Source organism: Gimesia sp. (assembly GCF_048262075.1).
Taxonomy (GTDB): domain Bacteria; phylum Planctomycetota; class Planctomycetia; order Planctomycetales; family Planctomycetaceae; genus Gimesia.
In genome coordinates, this window is sequence record NZ_JBLXFK010000001.1 from 896,060 (window position 1) to 913,007 (window position 16,948).

At 49.9% G+C, this 16,948-nt stretch carries 11 protein-coding genes; 6 read left to right on the forward strand and 5 right to left on the reverse strand.

Annotation, left to right across the window (positions count from 1 at the left end; translation table 11 throughout):
- Positions 1-6: 6 nt before the first annotated feature.
- The gene (locus ACN0YH_RS03305) at positions 7-924 is read right to left on the reverse strand and encodes a bestrophin family ion channel (protein ID WP_417378120.1); all 918 of its coding nucleotides are present in this window, start codon (positions 922-924) and stop codon (positions 7-9) included.
- Positions 925-994: 70 nt separating this feature from the next.
- Positions 995-2,188 carry a PP2C family protein-serine/threonine phosphatase gene (locus ACN0YH_RS03310; protein WP_417378121.1) on the reverse strand — a complete coding sequence of 398 codons (1,194 nt, stop codon included), beginning with the start codon at positions 2,186-2,188 and terminating at the stop codon, positions 995-997.
- A 1,201-nt stretch (positions 2,189-3,389) separates the two neighbouring features.
- Here ACN0YH_RS03310 and ACN0YH_RS03315 point away from each other — a divergent pair.
- The 4 genes from ACN0YH_RS03315 to ACN0YH_RS03330 all read left to right on the forward strand — a co-directional run bounded on the left by ACN0YH_RS03315 (position 3,390) and on the right by ACN0YH_RS03330 (position 10,375).
- Complete coding sequence (locus ACN0YH_RS03315; protein WP_417378122.1) at positions 3,390-5,024, forward strand: arylsulfatase; 1,635 nt, start codon at positions 3,390-3,392, stop codon at positions 5,022-5,024.
- Positions 5,025-5,058: 34 nt separating this feature from the next.
- Positions 5,059-6,531, forward strand: coding sequence for a sulfatase (locus ACN0YH_RS03320; protein ID WP_417378123.1), 1,473 nt, complete (start codon positions 5,059-5,061; stop codon positions 6,529-6,531).
- 154 nt (positions 6,532-6,685) lie between these two features.
- A complete protein-coding gene (locus ACN0YH_RS03325; RefSeq protein WP_417378124.1) occupies positions 6,686-8,242 on the forward strand; it encodes a UxaA family hydrolase in 1,557 nt (518 codons plus the stop codon).
- Between the two features lie 489 nt (positions 8,243-8,731).
- Complete coding sequence (locus ACN0YH_RS03330) at positions 8,732-10,375, forward strand: hypothetical protein (protein WP_417378125.1); 1,644 nt, start codon at positions 8,732-8,734, stop codon at positions 10,373-10,375.
- A 63-nt stretch (positions 10,376-10,438) separates the two neighbouring features.
- Here the strand turns inward: ACN0YH_RS03330 and ACN0YH_RS03335 are convergent, their stop codons facing one another.
- Positions 10,439-12,109: an arylsulfatase gene (locus ACN0YH_RS03335; RefSeq protein ID WP_417378126.1), complete on the reverse strand. Its 1,671-nt coding sequence runs from the start codon at positions 12,107-12,109 to the stop codon at positions 10,439-10,441.
- Positions 12,110-12,323: 214 nt separating this feature from the next.
- Between ACN0YH_RS03335 and ACN0YH_RS03340 the strand changes: the two genes are divergently transcribed.
- On the forward strand, positions 12,324-12,944 hold the full coding sequence (locus tag ACN0YH_RS03340) for a hypothetical protein (protein WP_417378127.1): 621 nt from the start codon (positions 12,324-12,326) through the stop codon (positions 12,942-12,944).
- Positions 12,945-12,967: 23 nt separating this feature from the next.
- On the opposite strand, the gene ACN0YH_RS03345 is transcribed toward ACN0YH_RS03340, so the two are convergent.
- The gene (locus ACN0YH_RS03345; RefSeq protein ID WP_417378128.1) at positions 12,968-13,267 is read right to left on the reverse strand and encodes a hypothetical protein; all 300 of its coding nucleotides are present in this window, start codon (positions 13,265-13,267) and stop codon (positions 12,968-12,970) included.
- Positions 13,268-13,792: 525 nt separating this feature from the next.
- Between ACN0YH_RS03345 and ACN0YH_RS03350 the strand changes: the two genes are divergently transcribed.
- Positions 13,793-14,854 carry an Ldh family oxidoreductase gene (locus tag ACN0YH_RS03350; protein WP_417378129.1) on the forward strand — a complete coding sequence of 354 codons (1,062 nt, stop codon included), beginning with the start codon at positions 13,793-13,795 and terminating at the stop codon, positions 14,852-14,854.
- Between the two features lie 317 nt (positions 14,855-15,171).
- Here ACN0YH_RS03350 and ACN0YH_RS03355 read toward each other — a convergent pair whose 3' ends face one another.
- A complete protein-coding gene (locus ACN0YH_RS03355) occupies positions 15,172-16,866 on the reverse strand; it encodes a serine/threonine protein kinase (RefSeq protein ID WP_417378130.1) in 1,695 nt (564 codons plus the stop codon).
- Between the last annotated feature and the right edge of the window lie 82 nt (positions 16,867-16,948).

The window sequence follows — 16,948 nt, forward strand, 5'->3', positions numbered from 1 at the left end:
TGCAGTTCAGGCTTCCTTTTCTGTCTGATTACCGAAGCGATCCAGAATTTCATTGACCGTGGATCGAATCGTTATACACAGACCATCCAGATCCAGGTCGTCTTCGTCCAGGCCGAAAGGCTCTTCTACTGAATGCGCAATTACTTCAATCCCGATCATGAAGTAAGCCATAATGACCGTCAGAGGCACCGTCCATAATGCAAAATCTTCTGCCAGCCCCCAGGGGAGCGTACATAGATAAAGCGTAATACAGTGACGCACGAACAGACGGTACGAAGGGGAAAGCCGCGTTCTACGGATTCGCTCACAACCACCGCAGATTTCCATCAACTCCCGGACTTCGGTATCAATGATTCGCATATCGTCACCATCAATCACACCGGATCGTTTCCAGCCAATCACACGGCGGTAGATCAGGTCAGCAATATAGGCGGGAATATGACGCGGAGGAGGATCGATCTGTTCGAGTTCCGGAAACATGTCGAAGTCATCATCTTCACGCAGGTGATCTCGTAACGCTTCAGGAAATGCCACGATGATTCCTGCCAGTTCCCGTAGCCCTTCACGATCGAAATTGGTAAATTCCCGAAACTTGATCGCCATGTTACGGGTCACATTGACCAGTCGCCCCCAGAGTTTGCGCGCTTCCCACCAGCGGGAATACGAGCTGTTCGTACGAAACACCAATAGCAGACCAAGCACCAGACCGAGAATACCATGCAGACTGGAAGACAGATCACCGAACTTTTCCACTGTTTCAATTTGAGTGGGAGACAGTCCCAGATGCCGTAGCCAGTCACTGTTCTCTTTTATCACAGGGATCAAACTATAAACGCCAACCAGGCCGGCATAGAGTGAAATACGTCCGAGCGTACCTAATTTCTTCTCGATAAACGAGAGATTCAATTCTGCATCAGCTGCCATAAAACCGAAAACCCTGCATTAAACCAGACAAACTTATCCGTTCAGTTCGTTTCAAATTAATACAGGAACTCTAGTTTTTTCGCTCTAATAATACAACTGATGTATCATCGTGCCTGCCAGATCCGTCTGTAAAAGCATTGGAATCACGAAACAGATTATCGAGCGACTGTTCCAGATTCTCACTCCTCGATGCCTGCAATGACTGCATGATCCCGGGAATTCCGAATTCGCCAAAGGTCTCTTTCTCTCCGGGAAACGCTTCCGCCAGACCATCGGTAAAAATCAGCAGGCGACTGTCAGGCGGGACAACAGAGGTGTGAATATCATATTCTGCATCAGGCACAATACCCAGTGGCAGCCCCCCATCATCAATTGTTCCCAATTCATGAATTTGATTGGTTTCCAGTTCCTGAATCATCGGAATCGGCGCCCCGGCGGACGTCCATTGAAATTCATTGGTTTTGGAATTCAGGATTCCATAGAGCAGCGTGATAAAACCCCCATCATCATTTACGATCGCCTGATCACATAATCGATTATTCACATCTTTCACAAAGGCAGCCGTATCCAGATATTTATTGGAACGAATCATTCCCACCAGCGTATGCATGGTCATGATCGACATGCAGGCTTTCATGCCATGCCCCGAAGCATCGCCGACCAGTAACACCAGATTATCATCATCCAGCATAAAGACATCGTAATAATCTCCCCCCGCCAGCGTTACCGGCTGACCACCGAACACACGTATCTGCGACGATTCATACCGCGCAGTAACATCAAACCGGTCGGGGGAGATCAGGTTTGTCGGGATGATCGATTCCTGCAGCTTGCGCACCGACTCTACTTCTTCGCGCAAACGCTCTGCCACAAAACGTTCGCGCTCTGCGCGGACCGAATCCACAACGCTCTGCAATGTGGTCTCCATCAGAAACATGAAGTCTCCGCCTTCATCGCGGATAATGTAAGCCCGCATACCTGCTGTTAAGAAGCGGGCGACATGAAAAGTACCCTGTGTGGGACACGCACCTACAACGGGGGTATCCAGGTGCTTCTGCCGTATCTGCTCAAAATATTCAAAGGCAATTTGCGGATCCGGTGACATGATCGACATCAGGATGATGTCCCACGCATGTTCTTCCAGTGCCTGCGACAGGAAGTCTTCAGGCGTCGCACAGATTGTCAGATCATTTTCACCCACTCCCAGATACAGAGAAATGAGTTCGCATTCATCGGGATTATCCCACCCAATCAGAATTCGCATATGTGGCCCCATTAAAATCGAATTCATAATTAATTAACTGATCTATCATATAAAATTTATCTTCAGATATCGACACAAATTACCGGCAACAGTACGTTTAGGAAGAGATAACTCATTCAAACTAACAGTCATGCACATTCTCACACCTGCAGCTATCCGCTCGCAATCTGCTCTCTTGAGTGCTGATAAAACAGCACTTGATCCTCACACGCCGCGGCGCAAGATACTTCATTGTGAGTCGCGCGCGAGTGCACTGGAATTTCAAGTGATCACCGGTAACCGGGCTCAAACCAGCACGATCAAAACCACTGGTTTCAGCCCGTTTTTCCCAACCAGTGCACAAAAGCCATCTGCGGGTCGACACACCTCGGACGGCTTCACCAGTTTGTGGGCATAAATCAACACGGCACCGCAACACTTCACACCAGTATCGCCAACTCCTTTTGTGAGTCAGTCTTGACGATCTCATGCCTCTGTCGAAAATGATGTCATTAAAACAAATCGTAGAATTATATTTCACAAGAACAATCCTGCTTCTATTCAGAACGGTTGAATCAGACAGACATACGCGACTACCCAGTGGGAATCTGACAATGTGAGAGTCCCGGTTCCGCTGCGATTTTAACAGAAGCCATTTCATCTCAAGAGATAAACACACAGCAGAGCTGCAGATCTGTCTCTATGAAGTCGAGAAGTCGAATAGATGATGCGATCATTTATTCTGAAGGCAGGAAAATTCAAACCAGCGGCGCGTCGCTCTAGCCTGGATCCCGACGGCCAGCGAATCTCCTGATTCCCAGTCAGTATCAGAAACCTGACGAGTTAGCATGAATAAATCAATTTCACTAAAGAACTCAGAATTCTCCGAAAAGCTTGCAGGCTCATTGACTCTCTCCAAACCCGGAAGTGATAATTGATAACTGGAAAGCTGACAGAGAGCATCTCTCTCGCAATCCACTTCATTCAGTTATTGTCCCTTTCTACCAGTCAACCACCATCTTTTTTCTGATTCTGAATGACGCTGTAAGCAACGCATGCTGCTCAATCAGAGTCACTAGCAGAATACGCTGACAGCATACTGCAGGAGATAGACAGAAGAGGGTAAAAGACAATTAAAGCAGTTCTTAGAACTGGCTCCCCTTGATTGACACGATACAGTTTCGCATATAGACGCTCACGGCAAAGGACCACCAGAAACATCATGTACCAGGATCAAAACTCGAAATATGCAACTTGCCGACGGAACCGGCCTGGTTTACTGCTTCTGCTCTGCGCGATCCTGTTCTGTGTTCCGACAAGTACCTGTCAGGCTGAGTTACCCAACATCATCCTGATCATGGCCGACGATCTTGGTTTCTCCGACCTGGGTTGTTACGGCTCGGAAATCCAGACACCCCATCTGGATCAGCTGGCGAAAGATGGACTGCGATTCTCGCAATTTTATAATGCAGGACGCTGCTGTCCCACGCGTGCTTCCCTGATGACCGGTCTCTATCCACATCAGGCGGGTGTGGGCTGGATGAATCGCAATGACAAACTGCCCGGCTATCGGGGCGAACTGAACGAACACTGTCTCAGCATTCCCCAGGTCCTTTCGCCGGCAGGCTACCAATGCTATCACGTCGGCAAATGGCATCTGACTTTCCGCATGCGGGAACCCAACGAAAACTGGCCTCTGGGACGAGGCTTTGCCCGCGCCTATGGAACCGGGGGAGGCGGTAACTATTTTGCACCCCGCCCACTTTACGAGGACAATCAGCATATCAAGCCACCACAACAGGGTTACTACGTCACCGATGCCTTCAGCCAGCGCGCCGTCGACTACCTGAAAGATCATACACAAAAACAGCCGCAGCACCCCTTCTTTTTGTACCTGGCTTATACGGCTCCTCACTTTCCGCTGCATGCCTGGCCAGAAGATATCGCCCGCTATCGTGGAAACTATCAGAAAGGCTGGGATCAACTTCGCAAACAGCGACACCAGAAAATGAAACAACTCGGCCTGATCAACAGCCCGCTCTCTCCACGCGATCCGGATGCGAGAGCCTGGGAATCACTCACGAAAGAGGAACAGCAGGAATGGGATCTGCGGATGTCCGTCTACGCCGCCATGATTACCAGTATGGACCGAGGCATCGGTCAGGTACTCAAACAACTTGACCAGATGGATGCCGCTAATAATACCCTGGTCCTCTTTCTGTCTGACAATGGAGCCAGTGCCGAATACATCGATCGCGGACATCAGCCTGGCGCAATCACAGGCACGCGCGAATCATATCGCTGTGCCGAAGTCGGCTGGGCCAATGCCAGTAACACACCGTTCCGCTTCCATAAAATGTGGATGCATGAAGGAGGTATCTCAACGCCTTTGATTGCCCGCTGGCCTGCTCAGATCAATCAGACCGGCGGCTGGACGCAACAGACCGGGCATGTCATTGATTTGCTGGCCACTTTTGTTGATATTTCAAAAGCTAAATATCAAAAGACTAACAATGGGAAACAGATCACTCCACTTGCCGGTATCAGTCTATTACCTGCTTTTAAGAACCCTGAACAGACAACACCCCGCACACTCTTCTGGGAACATGAAGGGAACAAAGCCATTCACCAGGGAAAATGGAAACTGGTTAAAGAACACCAGCACGACTGGGAACTTTATGATCTGAATCAGGATCGAAGCGAATTGCACGATCTGGCAAAATCAGAACCAGAACGCGCTGCTTCTCTTACGGATGCCTGGCAGACTTGGGCAGAGAAAGTGGGAGTCGTCCCCTGGGAGCAATTGCCGGCGCCAGGCTATCGCAGTAAGGGTCCCGATTTTTATCGTAAAAAGTAAACCACGCATCCCATCTCTTTAAGAGGCTTAAGATATGAAACTGAAATCACTTCATCAGAGTCAGTTGCTCGCCGTGTGTTTGCTGCTGTTACCAGTCACTACTTTACACGCAGAGCAGAAGACCGCCTCTTCCCGCCCGAACATTGTATTCATCTTGATAGATGACATGGGCTGGCCCGACCCCGTCAGTTACGGTCATACTTTTCACGATACGCCGCACATCGATCAACTGGCCAGCGAGGGCGTTCGCTTCACCGATTTTTACGCCGCCTGCCCGGTCTGCTCTCCCACGCGAGCCAGTATCCAGGCAGGACAATACCAGGCGCGAATGCAGCTGACCGATTTTATTCCTGGCCACTGGCGCCCATTTGAGAAACTGATTGTTCCTGAAAACGCCCCCCATCTGCCTCTGGAAATCGTCACACCGGGTGAATTGATGTCATCGGCAGGCTACAAAACGGCCTACTTCGGAAAATGGCATCTGGGCCCGGAATCACATAACCCGGACCAGCAGGGGTATCAGACTTCACTGGTCACCGGCGGTCGTCATTTTGCTCCGCGCTTCCGCACAACTCCGCCCACTAAAGTTCCTGACAAAGCCTATCTCGCTGATTTCCTGACAGACAAAACGATCGAATTTATGGAACAGAGTAAATCAGAACCTTTCTTCGTACAGTTGTCGCATTACGCAGTCCATATCCCGTTGGAAGCCAAACAGCAGATGATCAGGAAATACCAGCAGAAACCCAAACCGGCTTCTGGAATCAATAATCCCATTTACGCTGCGATGGTTGCACACGTGGACGAAAGTGTAGGCCGTATCGTCGCTGCTCTGGAAGAACTGGAACTGACTGATAACACCGTTGTAATTTTCACTTCGGACAATGGTGGTCTGCGACAGAGCTTCTCGGGAGGTGACATTGTTTCCACGAACGCGCCACTCAGAGATGAGAAAGGCTCACTCTATGAAGGGGGGGTTCGGGTTCCGTTGATCATCAAGTGGCCTGGAGTCGCCGTTTCAGGGAAAACGTGTGCCGAACCCACCATCAGCGTCGATTTCTGGCCGACCTTTGCTGAAATCGCACATGCGAACCCTCCTCCACACCAGACCATCGATGGCTTGAGCCTGGTTCCCCTGTTAAAAGATCCTTCCAGCCACCTCCATCGCGACGCGATCTATTTTCATTACCCCCATTACCATCATTCAACCCCGGCAGGTGCCACTCGTGCGGGAGACTGGAAGCTGATTGAGTTCTTCGCAGATGGAAATCTGGAACTCTATAATCTGAAACAGGATCTTTCTGAAACGACCAATCTGGCCGCGAAAAATCCAGAAAAAGCAGCGGAACTGCAGCAGAAACTGGCAGACTGGAGAACCAGTACCGGAGCGGCGATGCCCGTCATGAATCCGAAATACGATCCTGCGCGGGCCTCTGAGTTCTGGAATCGTCGCACGAATCGACCGGTTCCCGAACGAAAAAAGACGCGCATCGATCAGGTAAACTGATGACTGAGTGATCGCTCCCTTGATTCTGCAGGCATAAATCGGGATATTCTATGATATGTGACCTGAATTCTATTGAATTCAGCAGGAAACAGTCTGGATCGTCATCTGAGTCAGTTGCGCATCCATTTATCTCTCAATAAGATCGTTATAAAACATGTCTGCCGTCGCCCACTCTCCCCTGTTAAAATTACATTCTGAAGATAATATCGCCATCGCCCGCAATTCAGTTGGCGAGAACCAGGAGTGTGAATTATCAGAAACGGAAAGCGTCACCACGCGGGAAGACATCGATCTGGGACATAAAGTCGCCATTAAACAGATCAATAAAGGGGAAGCGATCCGCAAATTTGGTCAGGTGATCGGATTCGCCACTTGTGATATTCAGCCCGGAGACTGGATTCACAGCCATAACCTGGCAGCAGGCGAGTTAAGCCTGGATTACGCATACTCAACCGATGTCCCCGCTCCCCCTGAGCCAATCACAGGCCGCACCTTCATGGGATACCGCCGACCCAATGGTAAAGCGGGAACCAGAAACTATCTGGCGATTGTCAGTACGGTAAACTGTTCTGCCACCGCTTCCAAGTACATCGCCCGAGAACTCGCTCAAACCTCACTGAAGGACTTCCCCAATATCGATGGAATTATTCCCCTGGTTCACAAGGGGGGATGCGCCATGCAATATGATGGAGAAGACCATCATCAACTGATGCGTACTTTGGGTGGTTTTGCGAAACACCCCAACATAGGCGCCTATGTAATTCTGGGACTGGGCTGCGAAACGGGTCAGGGCGCGTTTCTCTCTGATTCAGAAGGCCTGGTGCAACTCCCCAATCTCAAAGAACCGCCTGCTAATGCACCTCTTGTACTTAACATTCAGGATATCGGCGGTATCGCCAAGACCGTGAAACAGGTTTCGGCTCTGCTGAAAGAGTATCTCCCCCAGGTTAATGATGTCACTCGCGTCCCCATTCCCGTCTCGGAACTCATTTTAGGCACCGAATGCGGGGGCAGTGATGGTAACAGTGGTGTAACGGCTAATCCCGCGCTCGGTATCGCCAGCGATCTGCTGGTCGCCCATGGTGCGACATCCATTCTGGGTGAAACATCCGAAATCTATGGCGGCGAACACCTTCTGACGCGACGGGCAATCACACCTGAAATCGGAAAAAAACTCATCGAACGCATTCGCTGGTGGGAAGAATACACAGGAAAGTTTGGAGTTGTCATTGATAACAACCCCTCTCCCGGTAACAAAAGAGGTGGTCTGACCACGATTTACGAGAAATCACTGGGAGCCATCGCCAAGGGGGGCAGCACCGCGCTGCGGGAAGTCTACCGCTTTGCAGAACCTGTCACCGAAAAAGGCTTTGTCATTATGGATACGCCCGGTTATGACCCGGCTTCCGTCACCGGGATGGTTGCCGGCGGTGCCAATGTTGTCGCCTTCACCACCGGACGAGGCAGCTGCTTCGGTTGCAAACCGGTTCCCAGTATCAAAATTTCGACCAATACCCCCATGTTCGAACGCATGGAAGATGACATGGATCTGGACGCGGGCCGCATCCTGCATGGCACTTCTGTCGAGCAGGTGGGGCAGGAAATCTTTGAGCTGATCATTGAAGTTGCCAGTGGTAAAAAAACAAAAAGCGAGGCTCAGGGCATCGGAGATGAGGAATTTTGCCCCTGGAGTATCGGCCCGGTTCTCTAATTTTGTCATAGTTACACGGATTCGGTTGAACTGACTTCGTATGGGGCACCACTTTAAGTGCAATTGATAACCACCCTGTATCTACCAGCGCTTATGTTGTTTTATATCAGTACCTTACAACATCCCCAACCTGAAGCTCTCTGCCGTTCGTAATCCCTGTTTCGGAGATCCCCAGGCTCCACAAAGATACCTACGTACACACATACGCTGCGCCAGTAAAATCGTCAGGACTATTGAAACAGGAAAATTCGGCATCTTCCGAATAATCGCTACAGTTTACCAGAAGCACTGTCCGATATAACCAGCAACAGACTCCGCGCTTTTCCGTATTAGACCGCGCGGATTGTTATCAAAGTTTCCGCTGTTTGTAAGGACGTATAGATGCGGCTTCTTCATTGGCTAGCACCGGTATTGAGCATCGTTCTCATCTCGCATGCACACTCTCAAGTTCATGCGCAGGGATATCCGCCCTCATACCAGGGAGCCGGAATGGTACAACCTGTATCATACGATCCCGGGGCTCCCCCCTATGGACGAACCATGGTCCAACCACCACCTGGTTACTTTCAGCAACCAGCTGGACCATATGGACAACCCACGGCACCCGGAGTTCCTATGAATATAGGTCCCGAGGCACCAGTGAGTGCATTCCCCCGAATGTCTCCCTTCGAACATCAGTTTCAACAGCATCGAGTTGAAAAAGATGGACTCTGGATGTTTCGATCAAGCAACCAGGGGAAGAGACATTTCTTCAGCATGGAAGCCCTGTTCGCTCGCTATCGTCGACCAGGCAGTGCTGTACTTGGTGATGATTCTTCCATTTCCTATCTGGATATGATGGAGGATGAACTCATTCTGGAAATCGATCAAGAGTACTACGATCGGTTCAACGATAATACAGGACTCAACTTTTTCGACCGTACCACATACGATGTGGTCCCCAATATGAATGCACCTGGTACTAGACTTCGCTGGGGATGGACGAACGACGATGACAGCGGCTTTGAAGTCACTGGCTGGTGGCTCTCACGAGCAGACTCAGTCTGGTCCGCTGATGAACGTTCAACACACAAATCAAACCCGGCCAATCAGGCAGTCTTTGATATCCTGATGTCTCCTCCAGACTTCATTTTCAATGCCATTCCCGGCTACTCTGTCGAAGATATTGCAAATATTCTGGAAGAGGAATTGAAAAACCTTGCTTCACTCCCTCTGGATGACGGCACGGTCGACGGGGTTTCCGTCCCTTATGATATTGACTTTCGAATCAAGACTATCAGTCAATCCTGGGGTACCAATGTGACCTGGATGTCAACCCCCATTGTGGATAAGAAAAACCTGAAAATCCGTGGTCTGGCTGGTGCCCGCTACTTAAAGGTCCGGGAAGGATTCAGTTTCTACGGTCGTGACAGTGGTCTGATTTATGCCGAAGGCACAACGGCTGCCAGTACCCAGCCTGACTTGAAACTGGTTTCACTCCCCACTGGTACAGACGAAAACCAGGATGGAATTATTGACAACACCGGTTTCTCAGAAGATGATTCTACTGGAACGACCGGTAGCACCACAGCCGTCATTTTCCTCTTCCAGAATGACCCTGTAACTTCCTATGTAAACAACACAGTCGATACGAATCTGGCTGGTCCTGAAATCGGTTTTCAGTTTGATCTGGGTGGCGATAAATTCAAAATCTGGGGTCAGACTAAAGTCGGTATCATGGCTAATAGAGAAAAGATCAAACTCAACGGTGATAATATTGGTTTTATCACCCGGGATGACCCGACCGACTTCGATCGTCCTCAGGCTCTGATTACACCAACCACCGCTGACCCCAATCCAAACGAATTCACAGATTACCAGACTCACACACACATTTCACCACTGTTTGAACAGTCAATCTTTGCTGAAATGAACCTCTTTGACAAAGTACCAGTACTGAAACGCATGAAGCTGCTGGAAGAAGCCAAACTGAAAGTCGGCTATACATACATTGTCGCCGGGGAAGTCACTCGACCTTATGAAAGTATTCTCTGGACAGGGATGCCAACACGAGGCCTGTTCCCAACCATTGATGTTAAACGGGAAAAATGGAGTGTCGGAACCTGGAGTGTCGGTCTGGACTGGAACTATTAAGACAGTCAGTTGATACAACCAAACAGATGAACCGGCTGGGAATGAGAGTTCCCTGCCGGTTTTTCATTTGACCTGAGTGAGAACAACATCCCCTCTCACACTGTTATCGCCAGGATAAACCCGTTCCTCTCCATCCGCCTGAAACCAGATATCAAGCAGCCCGGTCCCGGCTGTCAATTCGAACTCAGTCACGGATTCTCCCTCGGACAGGAAATCATGCACTGTCCTGCCCTGCCAGTTCACACATAGTCTGCCCGGTCTGGCAGTGCCTCGGTTGATCTTGACCTGATACAGCCCTGCTCGGACGATTTTCACCATCCAGCCTTCTGACATACCTTGCTGAAACGATCCATCCTGATAACGGCACAGGACACTGGGATTCTCCTGTTCCCGATCGATCACAATCAGACCGGGTTCAAAGTTCCGTGTAGATTTCATCTCTGTAAACCAGTCTTCATACTGTGAAAGCAATTTTTTCACCGTTTCCGGATGTGAATGCAGCACATTCTTCTGCTCACCCGGGTCTACCGAAAGATCATACAGCTCCAGAACGGGTTCTGCCTGCAGCATCAGATTTTCGTTTCCAAATGTACCAGGGTAACCTGCCAGTTTGAACCGTTCTGTCACCACGGCGAAATTCTGATAGCGTTGTGGCGTCAATCCGCGATGCACCTGGAAAAACAGACTTCGTTCCGGCATTTTATTTTTACTTCCTGTCAACAGCGGTGACAGATCGATTCCATCCAGTTTGAGACCTTCCGGAATTTTAGTATTCGTCAGGGCCAACAACGTCGGCATCAGATCAATGTGTGCGGCAATCTGATCTATTTTTTCCCCTTCCTGAATATGTCCAGGCCATTGCGCCAGACAGGGAACACGAATCCCCCCTTCATAAGTCCAGGATTTCCGACCGCGCAGGCCTCCGGTATACCGCTTCTGCTGCGGGCCATTATCTCCCAGAAACAGTACCAGCGTTGTTTCGGCCAGGCCGGTTTGATCGAGATGAGATAACAGCTTCCCGATGTTTTCATCCAGGTTCGTAATCATTCCATAGACGCGGGCTGTCGTTTCATCGAGTCCCTGTCGCTGATAAGGCTTCCAGTACGATTCAGCAATTTCCAAAGGCGTGTGAGGCGCATTGGTCGACAGATAAACAAAGAACGGTTTTTCTGTCTGTCTGTGTTGATCAATAAATTCCAGCGCTGCATCAAAAAACACGTCCGTACAATAACCGGTAGATTGAAACGCTTCGCCATTCTTCCACAGCTTGGGATTAAAATAACTGTTGGGCTGATCGGGACTCTGCCCAATCCCTCCACTTTTATGAATCAACGTTTCCATAAATCCCTGATCCTGTGGCCGCATCGGATAATTATCACCCAGATGCCATTTCCCGAAGATCCCGGTCTGATAACCCGACTGCTGCAGTAACTCGGCAATAGTGACTTCTTCACCTTGCATTTTTGCACCACCGCGCGAGGTATGAATGACTCCCGTGCGATAATGGTTACGCCCCGTCAACAGGCTGGCACGCGTTGGTGCGCAGACGGGACTGCAATAGAACCGGGTCAACTCGACACTTTTTTCTGCCATGCGATCCAGGTGCGGCGTATTAATTTTGGAGTTCCCGTGAAATCCGACATCACCATACCCCTGATCATCGGTCAGAATGATGATCACATTCGGACGTTTTGCGGCATACGCTGTTTCTTCCGCACCGAAAGTGCATGACACCAGGAACAGAATTCCCGCAATCCATTTCACAGTAGAGAAATAAAACTCGTTCATCATCATCCCAGCCTTTAAAAGTTGATGTAATCACTCCAAAAACAGGTCTGTACTTAAGGCTGTGCTGAGCCTTATCCGGAAAAAACAGTTGTTGCTCCCTGACTGATATCTTACGATAGAGAGATCAATCAGCCGCATTCTCGAAGCGGAGACACCAATTATGAAATCCATTGCTGTCAGCTGCTGCATGTTGATCTGCCTGATGACAGTTCACGTTGAAGTTACTGAAGCACAGGCTGTCAGAATCCAGCAACCTATCGTACAACAATATTCAGTGGGAACAACACTTACTGTTCCCGATCGGGGTTCTGCGTTACTGGGAGGGATTCAATCAGGGGCCATGCATTCCAGGCAGAGTGGACCATTTCGCAGAGGTTCCACATACGGTCATTCTTTCCAGAGTTCTACCAGCAGTGTCGGTGTCTACATCCATGACTTTGAAGCCATGGATCAGATGCTACTTAATTCCGCGCCCCGCGTAGTACGCGATTCCCGGAAATCCCCTACTGCACATCAGCACTGGCGAAACCAGTTACTGAATCAGACCGCGGTGACTCAGTCAGTAGACAGGACACCTTCGAATATAATTTCAAATGCCACTGAAATCAGGCAGTCCAAGGCAGAACGGTTTTATGAACTGGGACAGCAGGCGGAGAAAAAACACTCCACCCCCACCATCGCCATCCTGCATTATCGGAACGCGAAAAAGTATGGCAGCAATCAAGCTGCGGCTCGTCTGCAGGAACTGACTTCGATCAGTGCACAGAACACACCAGACTGAATCGGAGTGAAGTAACGCAGCGATCAGGCAGCTTCTTCTTCCGCAATAAAAATCCGATTGGGAAGATGCACCTTGTTATAGCGTTCTCCCCGTGCGTCGTAAAAGTAGACCATATTTGAATCAGAGGCCCAGATAGCGCCCAGGCGTACGCTACGCGGGCCGTTGATCGAAAACTGCAGACCACAGCTGCGTCCTCGACGAATCAGGGACATTTCTGACATCGAGAACTGCTCTTCCAGCAGGTTTTCTTTCTCGCACAGCGTTTTATGAATAAATTGTCGCAGTTCGTCAAGCGACTGGATGTTCTCTACACTGAAACTCATTCACGGTCCCTCTTTCAAATAATCTCGTTCACCTGTTTTTTCAGTGAAGTCAGCTGTTCGCTTACTTTCACTTAATCCCGAATCAACAGGTTGACCTGACGAGTATCGTCCAGTCAGGCAGGCATCTGTCAGAAGAGTTGAGGCGCCCGTCTCTTTGTTAAAATTTGAGAAGATGATGAATTTCCCGTATTCGTTACTCGGAGGAACTATTTCTCAGTTTTCCACGAAATCCATAAAACAGAACTGAAGATCAATACAAAAACAGCGCCAATATCTCGAGTGCTCAGTGCTTGTTCAGGCTGAATTGTTTTATCTAATCAGAACAGCTGGTTTACTTTACTGCCTGCAGGATTCAAATATGCCTTTGCGGTGCATCGTTTTTTCTGAGCAACAGCGAAAATCCTGATATCCCCTAAATTTACCCGATATAAAATAGTTTGTATGATAGAAACTGATGCAAACTGCAATTCAATCTTTTGTCCCGAATTGGCTCAACCATATTACTTATCCGAAGGACTACCTGAAGTGCCCGTTATCTCTGCTCAGTCTCTGCAAAACTTTACTGAATCACTCCTGCTCCAGGGAGGTGCCAACGAAGAAGAAGCACGGATCGTTTCTCACAGTCTGGTCGACGCCAATCTGCTGGGACACGACTCGCACGGCGTCATGCGTCTACCCTTTTATCTGGGTCGTGTGAAAGAGGGCATCCTGAAGGCGGGGGAAAAACTGCAGATTCTAAATGAAACACCGGCAGCGATTACCGGTGATGGCTGCTGGGGGTTTGGGCAGACTGTCATGCACGATCTCATGAATCGGTTAATTGAAAAAGCGGGCACCCTCGGCGTCTCCTGCGGCACACTCAAACGCGCTTCACATATCGGACGTCTGGGAGAATATGCTGAAATGGCTGCCGCTAAAGGCATGGCTTCCATCATCTGCGCCAATACACATGGCTCTGCCCCCCGCGTCGCTCCCGTAGGCGGTAAACGACCTCGACTCGGAACCAACCCGATCTGTATCGGCATGCCCGGCGGTGTGGAAGGCCCCTTCGTCCTCGACTTCGGTACCTCTGCCACCGCGGAAGGTAAAGTACGCATCAAAAAAATCGCCGGCGAACAGGTCCCCCCCGGACTGATTCTGGACCCCGATGGAAACCCCACCACTGACCCCAACATGCTTTATGGTGATCCCCCAGGCACGATTCTTCCAATGGGAGGAGACCAGGCATACAAAGGCTTCGGACTCTCTTTCATGGTTGAGATGCTGTGTGGTGCGCTCTCTGGCGGACAATGTGCCTTCCCTGACCCACCACCACCACAGGGAAACTGTGTGTTCGTCGTGGTCATTGATCCCGGTCACCTGGGAGGCCAGAATCATCTGCTGAACGAAATCACCAATCTGGAGAAATATGTCAGAAGCGTCCCCCTCAAAGAGGGCGCCAGTGAGATCTTTTTACCCGGCGATCCGGAAAAGAAAACCGCTGCCACCCGTAAGACAACAGGAATCTCGCTGGATAAAGGCAACTGGGAAGCCTTAACCAAACTCGCAGAGGAACTGGGAGTCCCTGTACCTGAAGTCCAGGCATAGTCTGTATTCAAAATGGATAACAAAACGGATCAAAATCAAACTCCTGATGCGCGGTTATATGTTCCTGTCAACGAGACAGATAACATCAACCTCATCGTGAAACGTTCGTCGTCCAAAGAATATTGCTTCTCCAAATTTCCCGGGCAGGACCACTTTCACCTGTTAATGCATGGTGAGATCCTGGTGACTAACGGCCATGAACTATATTGTGTCGACTGTGCTCTCAGGCACGGTTTCCTGACCCGGGACCGTTTGAACTGGCAGAATCGGAAAAGATAAGAACCGCTGCCACGTTCCGACTCAGCTAAGTTAAAAACTCAGGCATTTACAGGCAGGATGGTGGTGGCCTTCATATAATCTGATACATACTCTGCATCAGGTTCCCGCTGCACAATCTGTTCGGCTTCAGACCACCAGGCAATCGCCTGCTCTTGCGTCCATTCTTCAACCTGTAACGAGTTTAATGCGGCACTCAGTTCTTCTGCTCGCTGGTATCGATCTTCTGGTTTTTTCTCCAGGCACTTCATGACGATCGCTTCCAGTTCTTCCGGGATGCGGGGGTTAATCGAAGTCGGAGAAACGACCGTCTTGCTCGCATGTGCAAACATGACTTTCAACGCATTTTCACCATCGAAGACTGGTTTGCCTGTCAGTAAATAATAGGTACTGGCTCCCAGGGAATAGATATCGGAACGGGGATCAGGGGTCCCGTCTCCAGTCACTGCTTCGGGGCTGGTATAAAGTGGCGATCCAACAACAGCTCCCTCCATGGTCAAATTCAGCGAATCTTCATTCGAGCGATTATCCTTGACCAGTCCAAAATCCAGCAGCTTGGCAACATCGTACAGCCCGCCACGCTCGGCTGAAAAAATATTTCCCGGTTTGATATCCCGATGGATCAGACCTTTATGATGTGCTTCCGCCAGAGCCGAACAGACCTGCTTTAAGAGATAGACAACCCGTTCGGGAGGCAGGACACCAAATCGTTCGACAATTTCCTGCAGATTCAAGCCCGGCAGAAACTCCATCACATAATAGAATGTTCCTTCTTCAGTATGACCGTAATCATAGATTTCGATGGTATTGGGATGTGTTAACCCCGCCGTTGCCTGCACTTCGCTTTCAAACCGCAGCAAGACATTTTCATCATCTACTTTATCCCGTCGAATCAGTTTAATCGCACACGGTCGTTTGAGCAGACGATGCTCTGCGAGATAGACTTCTCCCATTCCTCCACTGCCAACCTGCTTACGCAAGGTGTACATGCCGATGCTCTTCGCATCGAAGGCCTCTCGTCTCAAGCTGCCCACACGATGCGAACCGTAGACGGCTGTACTCGCAGCAATCAACAGCAGAATGATCATTTCAGACAATCCACCTGAGTAGAGCACTTCCGAAACCTGAGGCACCTGCATCCCTGTCATGATAGCCCCGGCGATCGGACTGATCACCATCAGGCTCACTACAGAGATCACCCCCCGCAGAGAGTTAGGAATGAAAAAGCCATATGTATAGATCAGGATCATCCACGGGAACACGGTGCGCAACGGAAATGCAAACGCCACCTTGCCCAGCAGCACGGGATCACAGGCGCATAGCTCACAAAAATGCCACCAGATAAAGAAAGCAGCCGGCGCGCCAAAAGTAATCGCCTCGCAAATTCTCAGACGCCACAGACACAGACAGGGTTTTAACCAGAGGACCCCCGATACTGCAAACAGAATTCCCGTCAAAATGGAATCCAGAATCAGCATTTCCTGACCATGGCGGTCGTCAAACTCTCCCAGCCATAAGCCACGTACCAGAAATGCCAGGGAAGCCAGAGCCAGCAGCAGGGATGCCATTCTGAGCCGACTGAGCAGCAGGACACGTCCCTGCTCCTGAAACATCCCGGAGCCACGTGATACCACACCGGCATGCGGACAGAATTTGCCTGCTTCTTTTTTAAATTCCTCAGGAATCAATTTCGCGATCGCCTGAGTGTTCGCCCCGGCATCTTGTTCTGAACCCATCCTCAATGTCCCAGACATGGTCAATTATTGTAAATGTAGATTGCGGATCAGAATTGGCGAGTCAATTTCACGACCTGATACG

Excerpts from the sequence above, each read along its gene's own strand:
- ACN0YH_RS03305 (WP_417378120.1), bottom strand. The coding sequence starts at position 924 with ATGGCAGCTGATGCAGAATTGAATCTCTCGTTTATCGAGAAGAAATTA.
- ACN0YH_RS03310 (WP_417378121.1), bottom strand. The coding sequence starts at position 2,188 with ATGCGAATTCTGATTGGGTGGGATAATCCCGATGAATGCGAACTCATT.
- ACN0YH_RS03315 (WP_417378122.1), top strand. The coding sequence starts at position 3,390 with ATGTACCAGGATCAAAACTCGAAATATGCAACTTGCCGACGGAACCGG.
- ACN0YH_RS03320 (WP_417378123.1), top strand. The coding sequence starts at position 5,059 with ATGAAACTGAAATCACTTCATCAGAGTCAGTTGCTCGCCGTGTGTTTG.
- ACN0YH_RS03325 (WP_417378124.1), top strand. The coding sequence starts at position 6,686 with ATGTCTGCCGTCGCCCACTCTCCCCTGTTAAAATTACATTCTGAAGAT.
- ACN0YH_RS03330 (WP_417378125.1), top strand. The coding sequence starts at position 8,732 with ATGGTACAACCTGTATCATACGATCCCGGGGCTCCCCCCTATGGACGA.
- ACN0YH_RS03340 (WP_417378127.1), top strand. The coding sequence starts at position 12,324 with ATGAAATCCATTGCTGTCAGCTGCTGCATGTTGATCTGCCTGATGACA.
- ACN0YH_RS03345 (WP_417378128.1), bottom strand. The coding sequence starts at position 13,267 with ATGAGTTTCAGTGTAGAGAACATCCAGTCGCTTGACGAACTGCGACAA.
- ACN0YH_RS03355 (WP_417378130.1), bottom strand. The coding sequence starts at position 16,866 with ATGGGTTCAGAACAAGATGCCGGGGCGAACACTCAGGCGATCGCGAAA.